Here is a 20,696-nt window from a genome sequence, read left to right on the forward strand (position 1 = left end):
TGGCGCATCGTGTGACGAACTGGCCGGAGTACGAAGCGGGCCAGCGCAGCCGGGGGAGCCTGACGTTGTGGATCACGCCCGAGGCGCTGGCGCAGTGGCCAGCACTGCGGCGCACCGCGCCAGGCGGCCAGGCCCGCTATTCAGATCTGGCGATCGAGACCACCCTGATGCTGGGCAGTGCGTTGCGGATGCGTTTGTGGCAGGCCGAAGGCCTGCTGGGTTTTGTGATCCAGTTGATGGGGCTGACCGGCGTGCGCAGCTGCGAGACGGGGCCGCCCACGCAGCGCGATCGCCATCCCGATGCTCAGCAAACCGAAGCAGCGATCGGCGTGGCGGTGCTCAACCGCATGCTGGCCGCCGCACGCCCGAAGTCCGTCCGCCGTAAGGTTCCCGCAGCATAGTCCGTGGGGAAAAGGGTACATTGCGCACACCGTCGCCTCCATGCACCAACGCCTTGCTCAGCCCCCATATGGCGCACCGGATGAACCGGTTGCTTGGGGTTACGCCGCGTGAGCTGACCAGATCGCGCACCAATCCAGTCGATGCAATGCGCGCGGCGGCGCTCCATCGCGGCCGCGGCGCCGGAAGCTGATACGCGGGAACGTATCAACCCGGCGCCGCTCCCATCAATTGCGAATACACGTCATGCGACAGTTGCAACAGCACCTTGCGATCGATTCCGCCTGACACCGCGTAACCGAAATCGCCGTCGACCCAGTAGAACACGTTCACCGGTCCGTCCTGATACAGCTTGAATGCGGTGGTGTTCGCGTTCACCTGACGGTGGGAGATACATAACGTCACGCGCTCGCCGTTTGGCCCGCGATACATGAACTGCGCGGTCGGTCCGTCGGCGCCGGGCAACAGACGCCCACCCCACAGACTAAAACCGCTCTTCGAAAGAATCGGCGGATGCACGTTAGTGCCGAGCCGGTTGGACAGCCACTGGACGAAATCCTGTTCGTGACCGGCATTCATGTCTGCCGGTCGGTCGATGGCGGGCATATAGACCACGTGCGCGATAGCGGCTTGCCGTGCGAAACCCTCGGCACTATCCAGGCTTACAGGGCGCATGTCCGAGTGACCGGCGACCGGCGCCACGACGTCCTGCCCCATGTGCGTACCCACGCCGATGCCCACGCCCATCACCAGCGCCGCGGCCATCCCGGCGAACTGCGGCCAGTTGGCGGCAATGCGCCAGCGGCGCCCACTGGCCGGAGGAGTCTGCAGGCGTTTGGGCACGGGCTCGCTCAGCACGCGGTCATAGCGTTCATGGAACATGTTGTTCAGCGAGAAATAATCGCTGACGCGCGTGGTCAACTCGGGGTTCTGTTCAAGCGCGCGCTCCACCTCGACGCGTCGTTCGTCGGACAGCGTGCCGTCCACGTACGCGTGCAGATCTTCTTCGCCGATCGGCATATGTTGGTCGCTCATCGCACCACCTGTAATTTCGCACCGGGCTGCGTGCCCGCCATCAATGCCCGAAGCCGCTCGCGCCCGCGTGAAAGCCGCGACATCACCGTGCCGATCGGAATCTCCAGCGCGAGCGCCACGTCGGCATAGCTCATTTCCTCGAGGCCGACCAGCAGCACGACTTCGCGCTGCTCCGCCGGCAGGCGCTGCAAGGCATAGTCGAGGTCGCGCATTTCCAGCGAACGGGTCTGGTCGGACGGCACGGCGAATTCGCTTTCGTTGACGCTGTCGTCGACCGCCACGTGGACGGCGCGCGCGGAGGCTTTGCGCGCCTGATTGGCGAAGACGTTATGCATGATCGTAAACAGCCACGCACGCAGGTCGGTGCCGGGCTGGAACATGCCGGTGCGGCCGAGCGCGCGTTCGAGCGTGTCCTGCACCAGATCGTCGGCGAGATCGCGGTTGTTGATCAATGCTCGTGCGTAGCGCCGCAAGCGCGGCACATGCTCTATCAACTCGTCACGGACATCCATTTTTCACCCCAATCGATGGACTTCAGGTGGAACGCCGGATCGGCGGCTGCCAGTCGGACCACCACGCGCATGTGAGGTGCAAACACGCGTGGACCAATTTTACTCCCTTGCCTGCGTGGCCGTTGATGGGGATCCAGGCATCAGTGCAGGGTCATGACGTCGGCTGCGCGCATCAGGCCGTGCGTGCGGGCGGCGCCGGCCACCACGAAGCGCTGGCGCTGTGCCGTCCAGGTCAGCAGACGGATCTCGCCGATGCGGCGCGCGGACCACTGCGGGTGGGTCGGCGCTAGCAGCGCCGGCGTGGACATCAGCACGACGGGCCGGTTGTCCCCGTTTAGATAGACGAATTCGCTGGCGCGTTGGAATGGGTCGAGCGATTGGACCCTCTGATCCACCAGGCGCAACCCGATCGCGGCGAGATCAGGGGCCGACGGATCGATACGCGTCGGCGATGCAGCGGAAAACGGTGCGGCGACGGTTTCCGCCAGCGCCATCACGGCGGCGTTGCTGAGCGCCTGCGCGGACACCTGAGTGGCGGCGAGCCAGCCGCTGACGGCCACCAGGATCAGAACGAGCATCGCCAGCGTCGTCGCAGGCCTGCCATGCGGCCTGGCTGATTTCAGCCGGAACCGGTCAAGCGTGCGACGCCAGCCCGCTGCGCGGACCTTCACCGGTTCGTCGATGGTCTGGAACGCCTGCCGGATCTGCACGTTCAGCCTGCCGTAGAACGCTACGCGGCGCGCCTCCGTCGGATCGTTGCCCAGATAGTCTCTGAGGAAGACGGCGCGTTCGGGCGTCAATGTGCCGTCGGCGTAGGCCTGGATGTCCGCTTCGGAAAGCGGCGAATCGGCAGGGGTGTCATTGGGGGGCATGGTGTGCGCGTTCGTCGAAGGTCGGCTATCAAGTGGCAAACACCGCTACGCGACCGTTTATTCCACGCGCGTCAGAAGCAGCTTTCGACACCATCGCGACATCGACACCATCTTGCCGAGCGGTGAGCAAACCCATTCACGCCCCGCTTTATTCCGCATTCCAACCATGTTTTTTCAAAGCGAAAAACGCAGGAATAAAAGCCGCGAAAGCAGGGTTCTCCTTCATGCGAACCTGCACAAAACTCACTGGAGTTCATCATGAAGAAGATCGCTTTTGCCGCATTGTCCGTCGTCGTTCTCGCTGCTTCGTCGAGTGCTTTTGCGCAAGGCAAAACACGTGCTGATGTCTATCAGGAACTGATCGAAGCACAACAGAACGGACTCAACTATGTCACCGATGCATCGTACCCCGATGTAAGTCCGGTGTTCGCACAGCAGGTCGAGCACCACAAGCTGGCGCTCGCCGCTGAAGCGGTTGCCGCCAGTCACGTCGCGAACAGCGACGCGCCGGAAGGTAGTATTAATTGAAAAGATCTCAGATGGCCGGCGCGTGGCGTTGGTGCATGGAGGCGACGGTGTGCGCAATGTGCCCCTTACCCCACGGACTACGCTGCGGGAACCTTACAGCGGACGGACTTCAGGCGTGCGGCGGCCAGCATGCGGTTGAGCACCGCCACGCCGATCGCTGCTTCGGTTTGCTGAGCATCGGGATGGCGATCGCGCTGCGTGGGCGGCCCCGTCTCGCAGCTGCGCACGCCGGTCAGCCCCATCAACTGGATCACAAAACCCAGCAGGCCTTCGGCCTGCCACAAACGCATCCGCAACGCACTGCCCAGCATCAGGGTGGTCTCGATCGCCAGATCTGAATAGCGGGCCTGGCCGCCTGGCGCGGTGCGCCGCAGTGCTGGCCACTGCGCCAGCGCCTCGGGCGTGATCCACAACGTCAGGCTCCCCCCGGCTGCGCTGGCCCGCTTCGTACTCCGGCCAGTTCGTCACACGATGCGCCATCTTCGCGATGTGATGCCGGCGATCGGCGTTGTGCTTGTGCGGCATGCTTCAGCTTCTGAATAGTGGGGCCGTCACTCTATTACCCCAACCTTTCATCGACCTGGCCGCGCACCAATGCCACGTCGTTATTTTACTTCGACGTTCATCTCAAGTTCCAGACACGCGCCCAACGGAATCTGAGCCACGCCGAAGGCCGAGCGCGCATGCTTGCCGCGCTCGCCGAATACTTCCGAGAGCAATTCCGACGCGCCGTTCGTCACGAGATGTTGCTCGACAAAATCCGGCGTCGCATTGACAAGACTCAGCAGCTTGACGATCCGCGTCACGCGGTTCAGGTCGCCCACGTGTGCGTGCAGCGTAGCGAGCAGATCAATAACGACCGACCGTGCGGCGACGCGCCCTTCTTCCGTTGTCAGGCTGCTGCCGAGCTTGCCGGCCCATACCTTGCCGTCCTTCTTCGCGATATGCCCGGCCAGGAAGATCATATTGCCGCTTTGCGCACTCATCACGTAAGCGGCCGCGGGCGCGCCGGCGATCGGCAAGTCGATCCCGAGTTCCTTGAGTTTGACGTAGACGTCCTGTTGGACCATGAAATGCTCCGTAATAGTGGGTTGATCAATACGAACTGCTAGTTCAAGCTATGAAACCGTTTTGATGCGACGACCAGACCGCGGTCAGGTCGGAGTCGGTCGCGCGAAGCTCGCCGAGCGACTTCCCGGTTGGACGCACTCGAATCCGCGGATCGAGGTGCCGCCACGGCAGATCGCACGGATCGGCGGCCATCGGACCGGGTGCTTTGGCGACCAGGATGGTGTCGGCAATCGACTGAAAGTCTGCGCGGAAGTGCACGGAACTCTTGTTGACGAGAATCTTCATCTGTTCCGGTTCAACGCCCGCCACGCGGTACAGGTTACGCTCGAACATCTGCATCTTGATCGAGCTCACGGCGATCCTCACCCCATCGATGCGAAGACATGCCACAGGACCGAGATCGCCCGACATCCCGTTCATCATCGGTCCGTCAAAACGAAAATGTCCGTCCGAAACATGTTCAACGTGGAAGGGTCCTACCAGCGGTTCATCTCCGGGCACGCCCGAGCGGCCGCCCAGGGCGAGTTCGAGCGTCGCGCCCACCCCTGCCCGATGGGCCGCGGCCACTGCCTGTGCATCCCAGATCATGCCGACCGCAGCGCCGACGGCGCCGTTGCGCAACAGTGCGCGCACCATGAACATCGTGTTCGAATCGCCCCCAGCGCCAAGGTTATCCTGCGTATCGGCAATGATCACAGGCTGCTGTGCGCTTCGGCTGCGCAGCATTGCGTCGATCACGACCTCGTCGGGCGTCAGGAAGCGAACCGCCCACTGCGCCTCAAGCGCGGTGATTTTGTCGAACAAGGTATCGACAGCCGCCGTCAGCGCATCTTCGTCATGCCCATATCCCCAGATCGCCGGACCGCATTCCGCAAAGTCGGCAGCTGGAAACCCCGGCGCGAAGGAAAGCGAAGTGACCGTGTCCCGTTCGAGCGAGGCCACAAGTTCGTAAACGCCGCGCGCGGGTTCGTCGAGCGTGCACATGGCGTTGATGGGAATCAGGAACGGGATGCGCCGCGCCACCCGCTTGAGCGGCAGCCTATCGGCCAACAGCTCGTCGAGGATACGCGCGGCCCGTTCCCCGGTCTGTGCCATGTCGACGTGCGGATATGTCCGATAGGCGACAAGGGCATCCGCGTATTTCAGCATTCGTTGCGTCACGTTCGCGTGCAGATCCAGCGTGGCAACGACCGGAATGGCGGCGCCGACGGTTATCCGAATGCGCTCCAGCAGTTCGCCTTCGCCGTCATCGGTGTGCTCGGCGACCATGGCGCCGTGCAGATCGAGATAAATGGCGTTAAACGTCTCCGTCTTGACGGCCTGAAGAATGCAGCCTGCGATGCGCTCGTAGGCATCTTGCGTCACATGGGCCGACGGACTCGCGCCTGCCCAGATCACAGGAATCAGTTCATGTCCGGCGGCCTCGGCGTGCCGGATGAAGCCAGCGACCGGGACGTTGACGTCGCGCAGGTGCAGGACTTCGGCACCGCGCGTGAGCGCAGGAAAGCCCTCGCCTTGCAGAAAGTTTTCCCAGCCGGCCCGTGTGGGCGCAAAGGTATTGGTCTCGTGCTGAAAGCCCGCAATCAGGATCTTCATGCGCGCACACCGCGGCCAACCGGCCAATCGTGGCGCATCGCTTCGACAGGCAAATCAGTCATGCGCGCGAGGGTTGCGGCGCTCGCAAGCGGGGTTTGAAAGGTTGACACAGGGTCTCCAGTATAGGAAGTCTTGAGCCGCTGCCCGGATCTGGCCGTAGGTGCGACGGCCTGAATGCAGCGCCTTCGCGACCTGTTAGTCCGGGACGCTTTCGCGGCTGAACGCATCCATCTCGCGAATCAGGCTCTGTGCGGCCAGCTTCACCAGTGCACCACCCTTCTCCTGAGAAGCCTGGCCTGGATCCGAGCCCATCCGGCCATCGGGATAGCGCGCGCGGAACTCGAGCGCCTCGCGAATCGGCCCCGACGGCGCGATCTGCGGAGCGTAGCTGGCCGTCTTGATCGTCTCAGGAAGCGCCCATTGCGTGATGGCGATCTCGGAGGGCGTCGCATGCGCGCCGTGACCGGTAGGAAACTGCTCGCGCGCCAGCTCGCCGACGCCTTCGAGATCCCACCAGTTGCACAGCTTCAATGCGAACCCCAAGCGGCGTTTCGCGAAACTGGCCTCAGCATAAATCTCGGAGAAAGCGGCTTCGATCGACGCGACGTTGCCGCCGTGGCCGTTCAGAAACAGGATTTTCTCGAAGCCATGAACCGCCAGCGAGCGCGTCCAGTCGCCAATGGCGGCCATGAACGTCGACGGCCGCAGCGAAATGGTTCCCGGGAAACCCAGGTGATGCTGGGCCATGCCGATATTAAAGGTCGGCGCAATCAGGATGTCCGCGCTCTTCTCGGCTTCGTGCGCGATGATTTCCGGGCACAACCAGTCGGTGCCCAACAGTCCGGTGGGGCCGTGCTGCTCGTTCGAGCCGATCGGAACGACGATCGAACGGCTTCGCTCCAGGTATTGCCCAACTTCGGCCCATGTTGAAAGGTGTAAAAGCATTTGAGGTCCTCTCTTGCACCGCTTCCCGCAGGAACGCGGCGCATCGGGTTGACTGCATCTCCTCGACCGGCACCTGCGGCTAACTGTCGAGGAGCTTCCTTGCAAAGATCTGCGCCTGCGCAGATCGCTATTCCTTCGACAACCGGTTCGTGACCAGCAGCACTGCGCCGCATAGCGCCAGACCGGCGACAATCAGCAGTCCTAGATGAAGATTGCCGGTTGCCGTCTTGGCCCAGCCGATGATGGCGGGGCCCCAGAATCCACCGGACAAGCCGATTGTGTTGATCAGGGCAATACCACCCGCTGCCGCATCGCCCTTGATGTATTCAGGGGGGATGGCCCAAAACACCGTGTATGCCATCCACAGCATCGTCGTGGCGAGCGTCAACAGGACGAGCGAGGCGACGAGGTTGCCGTCGGTCAAAACCGACAGGGAAAGCAATACCGCGGCGAGAAACGCCGGCACCGAGCTGTGATAACGCCTTTCGCGACGCGCATCCGACCTGCGGCCGATGAAGTACATGCCGAAGGCGGCCCCAACGTAGGGAATCGCCGCATACCAGCCAAGCCGGATCGTATCGTCGACACCTTGCGACTTCACGATGGTCGGCAACCAGAAGCTCATGGCGTAGATCGACGCGATGATGCAAAAGTACGCGCAAGCCAGCAGATAGACCTTGGGGTTACGCAAGACAGCCTTGAACGAGTGATCTCCAGCCGGGACCGCCGCGAGCTCGGACTCGAGCAGGCGCTTCTCGTCATCGCTCAGCCAGCTGGCCTGCGCGGGCCGATCCGACAGGACGAACAGCGTGAGCACGCCCAGTACGATGCACGGCAAACCTTCCGCGAGGAACATCCACTGCCAGCCGGCGAGACCAGCCTTGCCGGCGAGGCTGGTCATCAGCCACGCAGAGAGCGGTCCGCCGACAATGCCGCCGATGGGACCGGCGAGAAACACGATCGCGATGGCCCGGGCCATACGTGAGGGGCCGTACCAGCGCGAAAGATAAAAAATCATGCCGGGCGCAAAACCCGCTTCGAAGATACCGAGCAGAAAACGCATTCCGTAGAACATCTGCACGTTGCGCACAAACAGCATGCATGCCGAGGTAATGCCCCACAGCACCAGGATGCGGAAAAAGGTTTTCCGTGCGCCGATTCTCGGCAACATCAGGTTGCTCGGCAGCTCGAACAGCACGTACCCCAGAAAGAAGATACCGGCTCCAACACCGTAGGCGGCATCGGAAAAGCCCAGGTCGCTTTGCATCTGCAACTTGGCGAAGCCGACATTCACACGATCCAGATAAGCGAACAGATAACAGATCAGAAGAAACGGGAGTAGCCTCCAGTTGAGCCTGTCATAGAGAGCAGGAACGTCGTTCCCGCGAGTTGCCGCGGTTTGAATTGTTGCCATACCAGTCTCCATGTCGAACGTTTTGTTCAGCCCATCCTGTATCGGAATGGTGGCAACTCCCGGCAGAACTAGCAACAGCAACTAAGTTCACGTATCGTTGCCTACAAGGCAACGACAGCGACGAAGGGACGGCCGACATGCGAGAAATCAATCAGCAGCGCCTGCGCTATTTTTATGAAGTATTGACTCACGGTACGATTCGCGGGGCCGCGGATAGCCTCAACACGTCGCCCTCCGTCATTACACGGCAGATCAAGCTACTGGAAGACGAACTCGGCGCGACGCTGTTTGAGCGTCAGGCCCGTGGCGTGAGGCCCACCGAGGCGGCGGCGCATCTGCTCGAGTTCTGGAGAGGGTATCGGTCACAGCAGGAGAAGCTGGAAGACCAGCTTCATGCCATGAAAGGTCTCCAGCAAGGCCATGTTCAACTGGCCATCAGCGAAGGCTATGTCGACGCGCTGATCGACGAAGTGCTCATCCCCTTCTGTGCCCAATACCCCAAGCTGGATATTGGCGTGGAGATCCTGCCGGTTGACAATGTGCTGAATGAAGTGGCCGAAAGCCGCGCGCATATCGGTCTTGCTTACAATCCGCCGCCGCATGCGCGCATCGAATATCGCGCAAGTTCATCGCAACCCGTCGTTCTGCTGGTTCGACCGGAGCATCCGCTGGCGGTGCGAGGGCGGCCGGCAAGCGTCGAAGACCTGCTCGCCTATCCACTGGCGTTGATGCCAGCCACCTTCGGAATCGGTCACGCAGCAAAGATGCTGGAGTTCGCGGAGAACATCGAGATTCGTCCGATCCTCACGACGAATTCGCTGACCGCGCTCAAGCGCTTCGTCGCTTCCGAAAACTTCGTAACGCTTATTGGAGAGTTTGCCGCGTATCGGGAGATCGCAGCAGGCGAACTGACCGTCGTGCCGATCGACCACCCCTTGTTTCGCGGTATCAAAGCGCGGCTGCTTGTCAAATCCGGCCGCCCGCTCGTGGCCGCCGCGCACGAGTTGCTCAACTGGATCCTGCACCGTATGACGATGTTCGCAGAGTCGGATGACGCCGATCGCGTCCAGACATTCACAGGCCGGTGACGCACGACGTGGCACGGCGCGCCAGCACGCACACGAATCGACGACACGCCTGGAGCCAGGAAAGAACATCTGCGCGGCTATGCCGCGAGTTCAATCCTGGCGCGAGGATTTGCGTTGTCGATAGAGCGGAAATGGGCAACGCATGCGTCGATGAAATTCCTCGTACGGCGTGGTACCGTCTTGTTCCGGATGAATCCCACGCCCAGTTCCGCCGGCTCCCTGTCAACCTCGTAACCGGGTACTACCAACTGCAGCCGCCCTTCTTCGAGATACCTTGACACCAGAACCTCAGGGACAAGCGCCATGCCAAAGCCAGATAATGCGAGGCGAATCACGGAGGCCGCATCCACGACCATGGTCACTGCCGCACCTGCCATCCTGGCGACGCCTGCGTCCCGCTCAAAGCGAAGATCTGCTGTTGCAGCGGTATCGGTCCCGCACAACACGAGGACGTGCTTTGCGAAATCCAACGGGGAGCGATGAGATCGATGTCGGTCGAGATAGGTCCTGCTAGCCACAAGTAAAACCGGCGAACGAAGTAAAGGACGGTAAACCGCACGTCCGTCCAAAATATGACCCGGCGGGCAGACGGCGACATCGCAGGTTCCGTGCTCCAGTTTTAGCGGCTCACTCGATGTACTTACGATCACACTGACGTCCGGCGCATCGTGTTGGTACTGGCCAATCACCTGTGTCAGGCCTGCTTCGATCGCGATTGGGTGAGCCACGACGCGCAGAACACCCTTAGGCTCGTTGCGCTCGCTCAGGAGGCGCTGCTCACCATCACGCAGCCGCTCCAGAGTCTCGACACAAAGCGCGAGGTATTCGCGCGCGTCCTCCGCCAGCGCAACATGTCGCGTCGAGCGATGGAAGAGCGTGACCTGAGTATGCGCTTCAAGATTGCTGATTGCGCGTGACAAGGCTCCGGGCGAGATCTTCAGATGGCTGGCTGCCTTTGTGAAGCTCTCGAAACGAGCCACGGCTACGAACGCTTCTATTAATGCTAAGTGATCCATAGATTTTCCATTTTGCTGATTTGCGTTTTTGCCGGTCGCATCAACCATGACATTTTCCAGATGTTTGATGCTTACCGGTTGCGCCGCTGTCGATCGGCTAGTTTTCATATAGATTAAACACAACATGCCCGACATTATTCCAACCTGAGTGAAGCATTTCCCCCGATCGGAGCGAACGATCTGCCTACGACGCCGTGGTTTTTAGCAGACCGAGGCGCTGAGGTACGGATCAGGAAACGTCTTTTTCAGGTTGCCCAATTTGGGTAACTCGTTGAAGACAATGTACGGGTCGTCAGAATGGAGCGCGAGAAAATTCTGGTGGTAGGCTTCGGCCAGATAGAAACCCTTGAAGTTCTCCACGCGAGTGACGATCTGCGTGGCATTGGTGCGCGGCCAGGTCGATGAAAGGTTGGGGTAATAGAGTGACGGCCCCACTATTCAGAAGCTGACGCATGCTGCACAAGCACAAGCACAACGCCGATCGCCGGCATCAGATCGCGAAGATGGCGCATCGTGTGACGAACTGGCCGGAGTACGAAGCGGGCCAGCGCAGCCGGGGGGAGCCTGACGTTGTGGATCACGCCCGAGGCGCTGGCGCAGTGGATGGGCCGCTACAAGGCGCTGATTGGCCCGCGTCTGCGGGCTCGCCATCCCGATGCTCAGCAAACCGAAGCAGCGATCGGCGTGGCGGTGCGCAACCGCATGCTGGCCGCCGCACGCCCGAAGTCCGTTCGCGGCCAGGTTCCCGCAGCATAGTCCGTGGGGAAAGAGGTACATTGCGCACACCGTCGCGTCCATGCACCAACGCCACGCTCTCCCCATCGAACCGCTCGTCGCGGCACTCGGCGCGCAGGACCGGTCAAGTGCCGTCGCGTAGCACCTTCAGGGCTTCGCCATGTGCCAAATGCCCTTGAAGCCATCGCCGTTCATCTGTCCCGGCTGAGTGTCCTTCGAGAAGCGATAGAGCGGGTGTCCCTTATAGGCCCACTGGTTCCCGCCGTCGGCCGTGGGCACGAAACTCCAGTCGCCGCTGGCCTTGTCGTCCGCACTGGCGTGCGTGGCCGGCCATAGCTTCGTGCAGTCTCCCGTGCAGGCGCTCTTCCCAGGGGTGGTGTCCTTGTCGAACGTGTAGAGCGTCATGCCGTTTTCGTCGACGAGCATGCCGTTAGAAACCTTGGGCGCCTCGGCGAACGAGGCAACGGGAACCGCGCAGGCAATGACGCAAAGCAAGGTCTTGATCATGATTTCAGTCCTTGTATAGACACATAAACAATGTCGCCCGATCGGCGGCATCGTCGGTCGGCCCGTTGGAAACATCTGTTCTAACGGATGAACGGCGACGCGACCGTAGCGACTCTATCTACGTTAACACTTCACGGTCAAAATTATTCAAATCTGTCGGCGAAAACATCGATATCCCGGAGAGGAAGCAAACTTACCCCCACCCCATTTATTGACACCCCTGCCGAACAAAGCCTTGGTAAGAGGGCAATCGCTCGCCAATGAAGTGCGTCCCTTGAGGACTCGTTGCCTCTTCGTACGTGGGCAGCGTTGTTTTTTTATCATCGCTCTGGCCCGTTCGGTCAATTGCCACCGCCCAGCATCAGGGTGGTCTCGATCGCCAGATCTGAATAGCGGGCCTGGCCGCCTGGTTAGTCCGGGGAATTCGTCCCTGCCCATACTGGCGGGCGGCGTTCGGACCACGGCATGGCGACCTCTAACTGGGCTGCTAGACGGAAGAGAATATCCTCTCGTCCAAAGCTCGCGCAAAAATGCGACCCAATTGGCAGTCCCGTCTCGTCGTCGAACGACAGCGGAACCGACATGGCCGGCAGTCCCGCAACGTTCGCCAATGCAGTGAACGGCGTCTGCCCAAGCACATGAGCAATCCAGCCAAGACCATCGACGGAAGTCTCGACGCGGTTGTATTCACCAATGCGCGGCGCCAGATCGGGTAGCGTCGGCGTCAAGACGACGTCGTAGTGTTGGAAAAAGCGCCCTGCCGCACGCGCCACGGTATTTCGTGTCTGCAGCGCAGCCAGCAAATCCGTGCCGCTGACGCGACTGCCATACTCATAGACCGCATACGTTGCCGGTTCGAGGAACTCCGTCGCGACCAGCCTTCCGGTTGCCGCAGAGAGCATATCGAGCCTCAGGGCAGCGTTCGCAGTCCAGAATTGTGCATTCGCATGAACGAAAGCATCCCAGCTGACGCCGAGGTCCGGCGTGACTTCTTCGACTTCGTGGCCGAGCGATGCCAGACAGCGCGCGACAGCCAGCGTGGCGTTCGCCACCACGGCCGCTGTTCGGGCGCCGTTCGCGGGATTCAACATGAAGCCGATCTTGAGCTTGCCCGGGCTTCGCTGGAGCTCGGACAGATAGCTGTTGGTGGGCGGCGCAATATAGTACGGCTCGCCGATGCCTCCGCCGTTGACAGCGTCAAGGAGAGCGGCGCTATCACGCACCGAGCGACTCACCCCCATGTGCACCCCGAGTCCGTTCCATACCTCGTCCACAGCCGGGCCGTTCGAAACCCGCCCTCTTGTCGGCTTCATCCCAAACAAGCCATTGAAGGCCGCGGGCACGCGGATGGAACCACCGCCGTCGGTAGCATGTGCGAGCGGGACGATACCGGCAGCGACGGCTGCACCAGCGCCACCGCTCGAGCCGCCTGCGCCGCGTTCGAGATTCCACGGATTTCTGGTCGGACCGCACATACGGCCCTCGGTGGTCGTGCTCACCGCCAGTTCAGGTGTCGTCGTGCGACCGATCGTGACGAGGCCGGCTTTGCGGAAGCTGACCATCAGATTGGAGTCCTCCGAGGCGACAAGCCCTTCAGCGATCCGGCTCCCCATTTCGCAGCAACGCCCCTTGATCGTCACGCCCAGGTCCTTGACCAGAAACGGCACACCCGACACAGGGTGAGCTCCGGCGTCTTCCGATATTACCGGGGCCTCTTCCGCAGCCCAGGACTCGACCACGGCGTTAATCTTCGGGTTGATTTCACGGAGTGCGCGCAGCGCCGCCGACGCGACTTCCGAAGCGCTGACTTCTCCGCACGAAATCAGATGACTCAAACCCACGCCGTCAAAGGAGGCGTATTCGGCGAGATTTATGACAACCTCCAAATGGATATGAACAGTGGGCGATCAGGGAACGCGCGCGCAATTCGACGAAACGCGAGGCGGATCTACGCCTTCATGCCAAAGTCTCGGACACCGAAGTTACCGTCGCAGGATGCTTCGGCGAGAGTCGCAGCAAGAAGATCAGAATCGCCGATATGAGCAGCATGGCCGCCATGACGAGAAAGCCAAGGTGCATATTGCCTGTGGCGGTCTTCGCCCATCCGATGATGGCCGGCCCCCAGAACCCGCCGGAAAGGCCAATTGTGTTGATGAATGCAATTGCTCCCGCGCTCGCATCGCCTTTAATGTACTCGGACGGAACGGCCCAGAATACGACATTCGCCATCCATGTCATTGCCGTTGCAAGCGTAAAGAGGACGATCGCAGCAAGCAAACTGCCGTCAAAAAATACCCATGCGCAAATCGAGAGGAACGCGATGAATACTGGCACGGCAATGTGGTAGCGCCGCTCACCATGCCGGTCGGAACTGCGACCACCGTAAAAAATGGTCAATGCGGCGACTGCGTATGGAATAGCCGCGTACCAGCCCACCGCCACCGTACTGCCGGCGCCCGCCAATTTAAAAATCGTCGGAAGCCAGAAGCTCACCGCATAGATCGGCGCGATGAGACAGAGGTAGGCTATCGCAAGAACATAGACTTTCGGGTCCTTCAAAACGGCGCCAAACGAACCGTGTCGCCCGTTGGCGGTGCCCAATTCGGTGGCGAGCAGGCGCTTTTCCTCAGCGTTGAGCCATGTGGCAGTATCCGGCCCGTCGGGCAGCAGGAAAAAGGCGACGATGCCCAGCAGGACACAGGGCGCGCCTTCCAGCAGAAACATCCATTGCCAGCCAGACAGATTCCCGACGCCGACAAAGTCCGTCATCAACCAACCGGCAACAGGACCACCGAAGACGCCGCTGATCGGGCCGGCGAGCCAGACGATAGAGATCGCACCCGCTGCGCGCGAGGGCCCGTACCAGCGTGACAGATAGAACAATACGCCCGGTGCAAAGCCCGCTTCGAAGACGCCCAGCAGGAATCGCACCGCATAAAACGCCGGTACGCTGTGCACAAACATCATGCACGCCGAAGTGATCCCCCACAACACCATGATCCGGCTGAAGGTCGCACGAGCGCCGATTTTCGGGAGCAACAGGTTGCTAGGCAGTTCGAATAACACATAGCCCACGAAGAAGATACCGGCACCCACGCCATACACTGCATCGGAAAACTGCAGATCGCTCTGCATCTGCAGTTTGGCGAAGCCGACGTTAACCCGGTCGAGGTACGCAAACACGAAACCGATCAGTAGAATCGGCAGCAAACGCCAATTGAGCTTGCGATAGAGCGCTGATGCGCCGCTGTCGCCTCCTGAGATTTGATTTTTTTCCAGCAACTTAGCCTCGATTCAGTCAGTATCCGCAGGGTCGTGCAATCACGATCTCGCTGAGCCGCAGGCAGGCAGCGCCACTCCATGTAGCGCTTCTGTCCGGACAATACGCGTTGGCTCCCCGCTTTGCGCAGGCAGCGGCGCAAAGCGGCATGGAGAATCGATCTGCCTGAGTCAGAGCGTGGGCAACACCACCCATGCCATCGACGCTCCCCAATTACAGTTCCATGGTTGCAGCGACCAGCAATGCATCGCACAAGATCTGAGTTCCTGCACACAGATCCTCGTCTTCCGTATGTTCCAACTCGTTGTGACTGATGCCCTTCTCGCTTGGCACAAAGATCATTGCGGTTGGAGTGCGGTCGGCCATGTACTTGGCATCATGGGTCGCGCCGGAGACCATGCTCATGTGCGCGAATCCCCGGCTTTCGGCCACGTTTAGAACCACCGACACGAGCCGCTCGTCGAACAGCACGGGACTCGATCGAAGCAACGCTTTTGCGGAGATGGAGCAATGCTCGATCTCGCCCGAACAGATCTCGAGAATCCGGTCGCCAGTGCGCAATAAATGCTCGGGGTCCGGATGCCGGAGATCGATGCTAAACGTGACCTTGCCGGGTACGACGTGCGGCGATCCGGGCGCCACTTCGAACCGTCCGACCGTGAAACGCAGGACGTCGAGAGGATCGGCCACCTCGGAGCGGATCCGGGCGATCAGTGCATTCGCCGCGACCAATGCGTCCTTGCGATGTTTTGAAGGCGTCGTGCCGGCGTGGGCTGCGAACCCTAGAACCTCGACCTGATATAAATGAAGGCCTTGAATGGCGCTGACGACACCAATGTCGCAACGCGCACCCTCGAGCACGGGTCCCTGTTCAATATGCGCTTCTATGTAGGCGAACCCCTGCGCGCCAAGCGGCCTGCTTTCCAGGGGCGGCAATTGCGAAATTTGCTGCGCCAATGCCTCGCTTACAGTCATGCCCTTGGTGTCTTGCGTCGCCAGTACGCGTTCGAGCGGAACTGCGCCTGCCGCAACTGCCGAGCCCATCGTGACCGGCGCGAATCGCGAGCCCTCCTCGTTCATCCAGACCACGAGTTCAACTGGACGCGCCGTCGCCACGTTGTGATCGTCTAGCGTTTCGAGCACCTCGAGCCCGGCCAATACCCCAAACACACCGTCGAACTTGCCGCCGGTGGGTTGCGAATCGAGGTGCGACCCAGTCATGACGGGACTGAGACTGGAGCGGACACCCGGCCTGCGGATAAACAAATTGCCGATGGGATCGATGCTTGCCGTATAGCCCCGTGCCGTCGCCCACTGCAGTAAAAGTCGCCGCCCCTCAGTGTCTTCGGGAGTCAGAGCTTGACGGTTCACACCACCGTTGGCGGTCGCGCCGATCTGGGCCATCGCGCGATGGCGATCCAGGAGCCGGGGGCCATTGATGAAAGGTGAGCCTTTGGGTTGGGGGTTGTCAATTGCCATTGTGACTGGGACACCGTAGTTTTCATGGCGTTGAATCTACCTACCAGAGAACTTCTTGTCAAGTTACTTGACTACGAAGACTCACACTTGCCTTGCCTGCACCGACGGAGCAACCTTGCGTAAGCAGTTGGGGACCCAATCGCTGGTGCTCGCGAGATCCTCCGAGCCGGGGCGTGAGCGAGATTCGATCGTCGAGCAGGAAGCTTCCTGCGTGCTGGCAGAGGTGGCATAGTGGCCGCCGGACCAGAAACTGATCTTGTCCCAAAGGACAAATTCGCGTGCCGAGCGTTTACACTCGAGCAAGGAGGAGCGCACCGGTGAGCAACGCGAAGCGGGCGCGCTGAATGCTCGCGTTTAAATTGGAAGTGGTCCGACTGGTTAAATCCGGGCGCGGCCTCGCGGCGACAGAAGCGACGCTGAGGCCACCGGCGCAGTCGACAGCGAACTGGCCAAGGCGCTTGTAGCGCAGCTAATTTTTGAAAAGATGGAAATGGATAACGAAATCGCCGTTGGCGCACGACTTAAACACGCGAGATTAAATCTCAAATTAAATTTGCGCCAGTTAGCCGACAAAGTCGGATGCACCGAAAGCTATCTCTCCAAGGTTGAGAACAACAAGGTCCGACCTTCGCTACCCATGCTTCACAAGATCGCTGTAACGTTAGGAATCAGTGTCGCCAAGCTCTTTATCGATGGCGACAACGCGGAAGGGCACGTGACGGTCATGCGAGATGGACAACGACAAGTATTGCGAACGGAGCATCATCGAGCTGGAGACGCTGTGTCTTTGGAGACATTGCTTCCCAGTCATCTATGCACTCTTTTAGAAGCCAATATTCATCATGTTCCCGCAGGCGCGTCGTCTCAGGGTTTTCTTGAGCACCAAGGCGAAGAAATGGGTTTCGTGCTCCAAGGCGAACTGGAGCTTACTGTTAGCGACCAAACTGTCCGGGTAGGCGCAGGCGACTCTTTCTTTTTCCTTTCGCATTTACCGCACGGCTATCGAAATATCGGAAGCGTTGACGCTAGAGTTCTATGGGTCAATACTCCACAGAGCTTCTAACCAACATTCATGGAGCAAACACGGCCGTAAGACCGATTAATCTACCCGCTGCAACTTTTTCCTGAAGCGAAGACGCGAATGCCAACTTTTGTGTTGCGCAAGCGAGCCGTTCGCAACTCATCACGGATGTCGATTCTTCACACCAAACGGGTGGTTCATACCGCGCACACAGATCTACGGACGGTGCTAAACGCCCCAGGAAACCGACACTGATTCAGTCTAGTCCCTGCCTATGGATTCTGCCTGTGATCCGGATCTGAGCGGTCAACGGCAGAACGACTACAACGCGCGAGACGTGCCCGGCGCCCATCCCCGTTCAGCGCTGAAGGCCAACGCGCCAGACTGAATGGCGAATAAAAGGCACGCGTCATCGTTCTGTACCAGGCAGCGGACGGGCCTGCACGGAGCAAACACAGACGCCGCGCTGATTCATCCGCGTGTTTCAACTCTTAAGTGTGCATCGGCGGCACGGTCATCCCGCGCAGACGTCCGACTGAAACGGCGGGGTCCGACAGATTCTGTTGAAGCTTGCCGCTCGGGGAATATCCACTCTCCGACCCGTGTTTGCGTAGGCATGAGCGGCCTCCAGCCTCCTGATCGTGCCCCGCCGCTCGCCTCGCAACGCACTACCAGGAGGAAATCGCCATGTTCAACCGACCGTGCGCCGGTATGCGTGCCTGGTCAGCCACGGCACGAATGTGTACTCGTCGTATGCGTTGCCGCGGATCAGGATCCGGTTGGAAAGAACGATCTGAGCCGAGTTTGCGTTCAATAGCCCAGCAGCGATGAGCGATGCCGACTGCGCAATGAACTGCTCCCCGGTCACGACAGCGTAATCGCGGCAGACAGAGTCAATCACGGAATAAGTTCAGGCTGCATGTGTTCACCCAGATATAACAACAATTTTCCACCCCTCCCCCTTCTAGTCAGGAGTTCGAAATGAAAACCACTGCTCTTATCGCACTTTCCGTCGCCCTCTTCGCCACCGCCGGCATCGCCACAAGCGCGTCGGCGCAGGAAAAGACCCGCGCCGACGTCCGTCAGGAACTGATCCAGGCCGAAACCCAGGGTCTGCACTTCGTCACCGACACGTCGTACCCCGAGGTCAACCCGATCTTCGAACAACAGGTCGCCCGCCTCCAGCTGCAAGGCGGCGGCACCGGCGCCCCCATGGGAGGCTCGAGCGCTGCCGGCAAGCAGGCCATCATCGCTGTCGCTCGCACCGCCGCGCCGTCGTCCTGCGTCGGCCCATCCGGCTTCTGCACACTGTATTTCGGCAGTTGACCCACGACGTCACCGTGTACGCCGTATGACCGGCCATTCCCCCCTCGTCCGAAGGAGAAACGGATCATGAAAACGCTTGTTTGCCTTACTCTGGCTGCCTGTACCCTCGCTGGCCCGCTCACGGGTTTCGCACAGTCCTCACCCGCCCCGCTGACCCGCGCCCAGGTTCGAGCTGAACTGCTGCGGCTCGAGCAGGCCGGCTACAACCCCTCCGCGGGCGACGAGGGCGACTACCCTGCCGATATCCTCGCGGCCGAGGCGAAAGTCGCCGCAGAGGACGCGCAGCGACTGGCCGCCGGGTCTGTGGGCAGTACCGGGCAGACCCGGTCCTCGCAGGCCGGCGCATCGACCAGTCCGCTGGCAGGCAACTCGCCGGCACGATGAACGCGCATGGCCGTCCATGCTGGCGGCGGCCAGCCGCGCTCGCCGGAAGGATCCAGGGCACCGAAACACAGGATGCCTTCGTTCGTCGGCGCGCTGGCCGCATCCGCAGCGGAAGAAATCGGTCGTGGAGGAAGTCCGCGGCTGCACGATAGGGCGAGGGACACATGAAAGACCTGATCGACAGGATGATCTATCATCCGCTCGTCGCACTGCCGACGATGCACCTGACTGATCTCATATGTGGCGTCAATGGCGGCCTGGCAGCGACTGCATTCGCGCTGGCATGTACGTTGTCGCTCAAGCTGATCGGAGTACTGCGCGGGGGGAAGCCATCGAACGGGTTCGGCGCATGCCGATCTTGACCGAACGCGTCAAATCAATGCGACGCGTCCGGCCAAACCGGCGCACGTCCGAAAAGCCACCGTCGTGGTACGCGCGAGCGACTCTGCTCTGCTGGTGTCGAACAGTCACAATCAGTCGCATCCCAGCCGCGAAGCAATTAATGAAGTTTCAGATGATCGCCTGCTGCAATGCCGACGTGCCGCGCAGTCTCTCAGCGTCCTTGCCCGACGATGCGCCGAACATGCGGCGATATTCGCGGCTGAACTGTGAGGCGCTGTCATAGCCCACGCTCAAGCCGACGCTGACCACACTGCCGTCTCTGTATCTCAATGTATATGAGCCGTCGGCGATTACATAACGTTTCACAGACGCCTTTGGCGGACACAAACCAGATATGTCCAAGTGCTCTAATGCTTCCCATGATGGAGGTGGAGATCACCAGACCGGCGAGGCAGAAAGTGTCTGAAATCCGCTCCTTCTTGGGCGCGCCATGGCGAACTTCGCAGTAGCAACGTCTGAAACCTGTGGGCAGAGCAGGCCCTCCATGCAGAGACAACCCGCTCTTTCACGTGGGATTGGTTAATTTCCGGACGGTGCAACCGGCGACTTCCTTGATGGGGTGCAAACCGTCGGTTAAACAGCGGAGCGTCGATGCTCCGAATCGGGCCGCAAGGTCCACATTCTTCGTCGCGCGCGATGCGCGTGACGGGACCAGTGAGGGATTTTCAGTTATGGGTTCATTGAGCATTTGGCATTGGATGATCGTTTTGCTGATAGTGGCACTCGTTTTCGGTACGAAGAAGCTGCGCAACATCGGCGGCGATCTGGGCAGCGCAGTGAAGGGATTTAAAGAAGGCATGGCGGAAAGCGAAATGCCCGAAGGGCAGCGTGAATTGCCGCGCACCGGTGCCATCGACGCGGAAGCAAAGGACGTGGCTCGTTCGAGCGACTACCGCTAGTCCCAGCTTTAGCTTCTGAAATTGCTGGAACCCGCATCAGTTGTAGGGTTCGGCAATTTATTAGTAGTCCTATGTAGCCATGTAATTCACATTATCACCTTGATTTTTCGCTCATGCTTTGCTTTTATTCGTGTTCATGTACATCGAACACGTCCCCAACCGCAACTCGCCACCCGCAATCCTGCTG

General features: G+C 60.4%; 21 protein-coding genes and 5 pseudogenes. 10 read left to right on the forward strand and 16 right to left on the reverse strand.

Annotated elements, in window-relative coordinates; translation table 11 throughout:
* Nucleotides 1-11: 11 nt before the first annotated feature.
* A pseudogene (locus GNZ13_RS12320) lies at nt 12-245 on the forward strand (transposase); the annotation flags it as partial.
* 361 nt (nt 246-606) lie between these two features.
* Here the strand turns inward: GNZ13_RS12320 and GNZ13_RS12325 are convergent.
* The 3 genes from GNZ13_RS12325 to GNZ13_RS12335 form a co-directional block, all read right to left on the reverse strand.
* On the reverse strand, nt 607-1,434 hold the full coding sequence (locus tag GNZ13_RS12325; protein WP_172164205.1) for an anti-sigma factor family protein: 828 nt from the start codon (nt 1,432-1,434) through the stop codon (nt 607-609).
* The gene (locus tag GNZ13_RS12330; RefSeq protein WP_172164208.1) at nt 1,431-1,946 is read right to left on the reverse strand and encodes a sigma-70 family RNA polymerase sigma factor; all 516 of its coding nucleotides are present in this window, start codon (nt 1,944-1,946) and stop codon (nt 1,431-1,433) included. Before GNZ13_RS12330 ends, GNZ13_RS12325 begins: the two co-directional genes overlap by 4 nt.
* 140 nt (nt 1,947-2,086) lie before the next feature.
* On the reverse strand, nt 2,087-2,818 hold the full coding sequence (locus GNZ13_RS12335) for an anti-sigma factor family protein (RefSeq protein ID WP_172164211.1): 732 nt from the start codon (nt 2,816-2,818) through the stop codon (nt 2,087-2,089).
* Nucleotides 2,819-3,076: 258 nt separating this feature from the next.
* On the opposite strand from GNZ13_RS12335, the gene GNZ13_RS12340 reads away from it, so the two are divergent.
* Nucleotides 3,077-3,346, forward strand: coding sequence for a DUF4148 domain-containing protein (locus GNZ13_RS12340; RefSeq protein WP_172164214.1), 270 nt, complete (start codon nt 3,077-3,079; stop codon nt 3,344-3,346).
* Nucleotides 3,347-3,579: 233 nt separating this feature from the next.
* Here the strand turns inward: GNZ13_RS12340 and GNZ13_RS52245 are convergent.
* The 5 genes and pseudogenes from GNZ13_RS52245 to GNZ13_RS12365 all read right to left on the reverse strand — a co-directional run.
* Nucleotides 3,580-3,871, reverse strand: a pseudogene (locus tag GNZ13_RS52245) (transposase); the annotation flags it as partial.
* 80 nt (nt 3,872-3,951) lie between these two features.
* Nucleotides 3,952-4,416, reverse strand: a complete 465-nt coding sequence (locus GNZ13_RS12350) for a RidA family protein (RefSeq protein ID WP_172164217.1) — start codon at nt 4,414-4,416, stop codon at nt 3,952-3,954.
* Nucleotides 4,417-4,459: 43 nt separating this feature from the next.
* Nucleotides 4,460-6,013: a M81 family metallopeptidase gene (locus GNZ13_RS12355; protein WP_172164220.1), complete on the reverse strand. Its 1,554-nt coding sequence runs from the start codon at nt 6,011-6,013 to the stop codon at nt 4,460-4,462.
* Between the two features lie 195 nt (nt 6,014-6,208).
* Nucleotides 6,209-6,958 carry a creatininase family protein gene (locus GNZ13_RS12360; protein WP_172164223.1) on the reverse strand — a complete coding sequence of 250 codons (750 nt, stop codon included), beginning with the start codon at nt 6,956-6,958 and terminating at the stop codon, nt 6,209-6,211.
* Nucleotides 6,959-7,085: 127 nt separating this feature from the next.
* Entirely contained in the window at nt 7,086-8,372 is a 1,287-nt protein-coding gene (locus GNZ13_RS12365) for an MFS transporter (RefSeq protein WP_172164226.1), read from the reverse strand.
* Nucleotides 8,373-8,509: 137 nt separating this feature from the next.
* Between GNZ13_RS12365 and GNZ13_RS12370 the strand changes: the two genes are divergently transcribed.
* Nucleotides 8,510-9,460: a LysR family transcriptional regulator gene (locus tag GNZ13_RS12370; protein WP_172164252.1), complete on the forward strand. Its 951-nt coding sequence runs from the start codon at nt 8,510-8,512 to the stop codon at nt 9,458-9,460.
* Between the two features lie 77 nt (nt 9,461-9,537).
* Here GNZ13_RS12370 and GNZ13_RS12375 read toward each other — a convergent pair whose 3' ends face one another.
* Both GNZ13_RS12375 and GNZ13_RS12380 read right to left on the reverse strand, forming a co-directional pair.
* Nucleotides 9,538-10,602 carry a LysR family transcriptional regulator gene (locus GNZ13_RS12375; RefSeq protein WP_172164229.1) on the reverse strand — a complete coding sequence of 355 codons (1,065 nt, stop codon included), beginning with the start codon at nt 10,600-10,602 and terminating at the stop codon, nt 9,538-9,540.
* A 75-nt stretch (nt 10,603-10,677) separates the two neighbouring features.
* Nucleotides 10,678-10,848: pseudogene (locus tag GNZ13_RS12380) on the reverse strand (peptide-methionine (S)-S-oxide reductase MsrA); the annotation flags it as partial.
* Between the two features lie 80 nt (nt 10,849-10,928).
* Here GNZ13_RS12380 and GNZ13_RS12385 point away from each other — a divergent pair.
* Nucleotides 10,929-11,079, forward strand: a pseudogene (locus GNZ13_RS12385) (IS5/IS1182 family transposase); the annotation flags it as partial.
* A pseudogene (locus tag GNZ13_RS12390) lies at nt 11,080-11,232 on the forward strand (IS5/IS1182 family transposase); the annotation flags it as partial. It abuts the pseudogene before it with no gap.
* A gap of 126 nt (nt 11,233-11,358) precedes the next feature.
* On the opposite strand, the gene GNZ13_RS12395 reads toward GNZ13_RS12390, so the two are convergent.
* From GNZ13_RS12395 to GNZ13_RS12410, 4 genes are all read right to left on the reverse strand, one after another.
* Complete coding sequence (locus GNZ13_RS12395) at nt 11,359-11,718, reverse strand: COG4315 family predicted lipoprotein (RefSeq protein ID WP_172164232.1); 360 nt, start codon at nt 11,716-11,718, stop codon at nt 11,359-11,361.
* Nucleotides 11,719-12,128: 410 nt separating this feature from the next.
* On the reverse strand, nt 12,129-13,559 hold the full coding sequence (locus tag GNZ13_RS12400; RefSeq protein WP_407945626.1) for an amidase: 1,431 nt from the start codon (nt 13,557-13,559) through the stop codon (nt 12,129-12,131).
* A 115-nt stretch (nt 13,560-13,674) separates the two neighbouring features.
* On the reverse strand, nt 13,675-15,000 hold the full coding sequence (locus GNZ13_RS12405; RefSeq protein WP_172164235.1) for an MFS transporter: 1,326 nt from the start codon (nt 14,998-15,000) through the stop codon (nt 13,675-13,677).
* A 211-nt stretch (nt 15,001-15,211) separates the two neighbouring features.
* Nucleotides 15,212-16,477, reverse strand: a complete 1,266-nt coding sequence (locus tag GNZ13_RS12410; protein ID WP_172164238.1) for a M20 family metallo-hydrolase — start codon at nt 16,475-16,477, stop codon at nt 15,212-15,214.
* Nucleotides 16,478-16,967: 490 nt separating this feature from the next.
* Between GNZ13_RS12410 and GNZ13_RS12415 the strand changes: the two genes are divergently transcribed.
* A complete protein-coding gene (locus GNZ13_RS12415) occupies nt 16,968-17,540 on the forward strand; it encodes a cupin domain-containing protein (protein ID WP_172164241.1) in 573 nt (190 codons plus the stop codon).
* Between the two features lie 649 nt (nt 17,541-18,189).
* Here the strand turns inward: GNZ13_RS12415 and GNZ13_RS12420 are convergent.
* Nucleotides 18,190-18,399, reverse strand: coding sequence for a hypothetical protein (locus GNZ13_RS12420; protein ID WP_172164202.1), 210 nt, complete (start codon nt 18,397-18,399; stop codon nt 18,190-18,192).
* 80 nt (nt 18,400-18,479) lie between these two features.
* Between GNZ13_RS12420 and GNZ13_RS12425 the strand changes: the two genes are divergently transcribed.
* From GNZ13_RS12425 to GNZ13_RS12435, 3 genes are all read left to right on the forward strand, one after another.
* The gene (locus GNZ13_RS12425; protein WP_172164244.1) at nt 18,480-18,824 is read left to right on the forward strand and encodes a DUF4148 domain-containing protein; all 345 of its coding nucleotides are present in this window, start codon (nt 18,480-18,482) and stop codon (nt 18,822-18,824) included.
* 66 nt (nt 18,825-18,890) lie between these two features.
* Nucleotides 18,891-19,208, forward strand: coding sequence for a DUF4148 domain-containing protein (locus tag GNZ13_RS12430; RefSeq protein WP_216674814.1), 318 nt, complete (start codon nt 18,891-18,893; stop codon nt 19,206-19,208).
* Nucleotides 19,209-19,372: 164 nt separating this feature from the next.
* Entirely contained in the window at nt 19,373-19,570 is a 198-nt protein-coding gene (locus GNZ13_RS12435; RefSeq protein WP_172164246.1) for a hypothetical protein, read from the forward strand.
* A gap of 148 nt (nt 19,571-19,718) precedes the next feature.
* On the opposite strand, the gene GNZ13_RS12440 is transcribed toward GNZ13_RS12435, so the two are convergent.
* Nucleotides 19,719-19,880 carry a helix-turn-helix transcriptional regulator gene (locus GNZ13_RS12440; RefSeq protein ID WP_216674815.1) on the reverse strand — a complete coding sequence of 54 codons (162 nt, stop codon included), beginning with the start codon at nt 19,878-19,880 and terminating at the stop codon, nt 19,719-19,721.
* A gap of 401 nt (nt 19,881-20,281) precedes the next feature.
* Here GNZ13_RS12440 and tatA point away from each other — a divergent pair, with 401 nt between their 5' ends.
* Entirely contained in the window at nt 20,282-20,509 is a 228-nt protein-coding gene (gene tatA, locus GNZ13_RS12445; RefSeq protein ID WP_172164249.1) for a Sec-independent protein translocase subunit TatA, read from the forward strand.
* Nucleotides 20,510-20,696: the final 187 nt, after the last annotated feature.

Origin of the sequence: Paraburkholderia elongata (genome assembly GCF_013177735.1) — a bacterium.
Taxonomy (GTDB): domain Bacteria; phylum Pseudomonadota; class Gammaproteobacteria; order Burkholderiales; family Burkholderiaceae; genus Paraburkholderia; species Paraburkholderia elongata.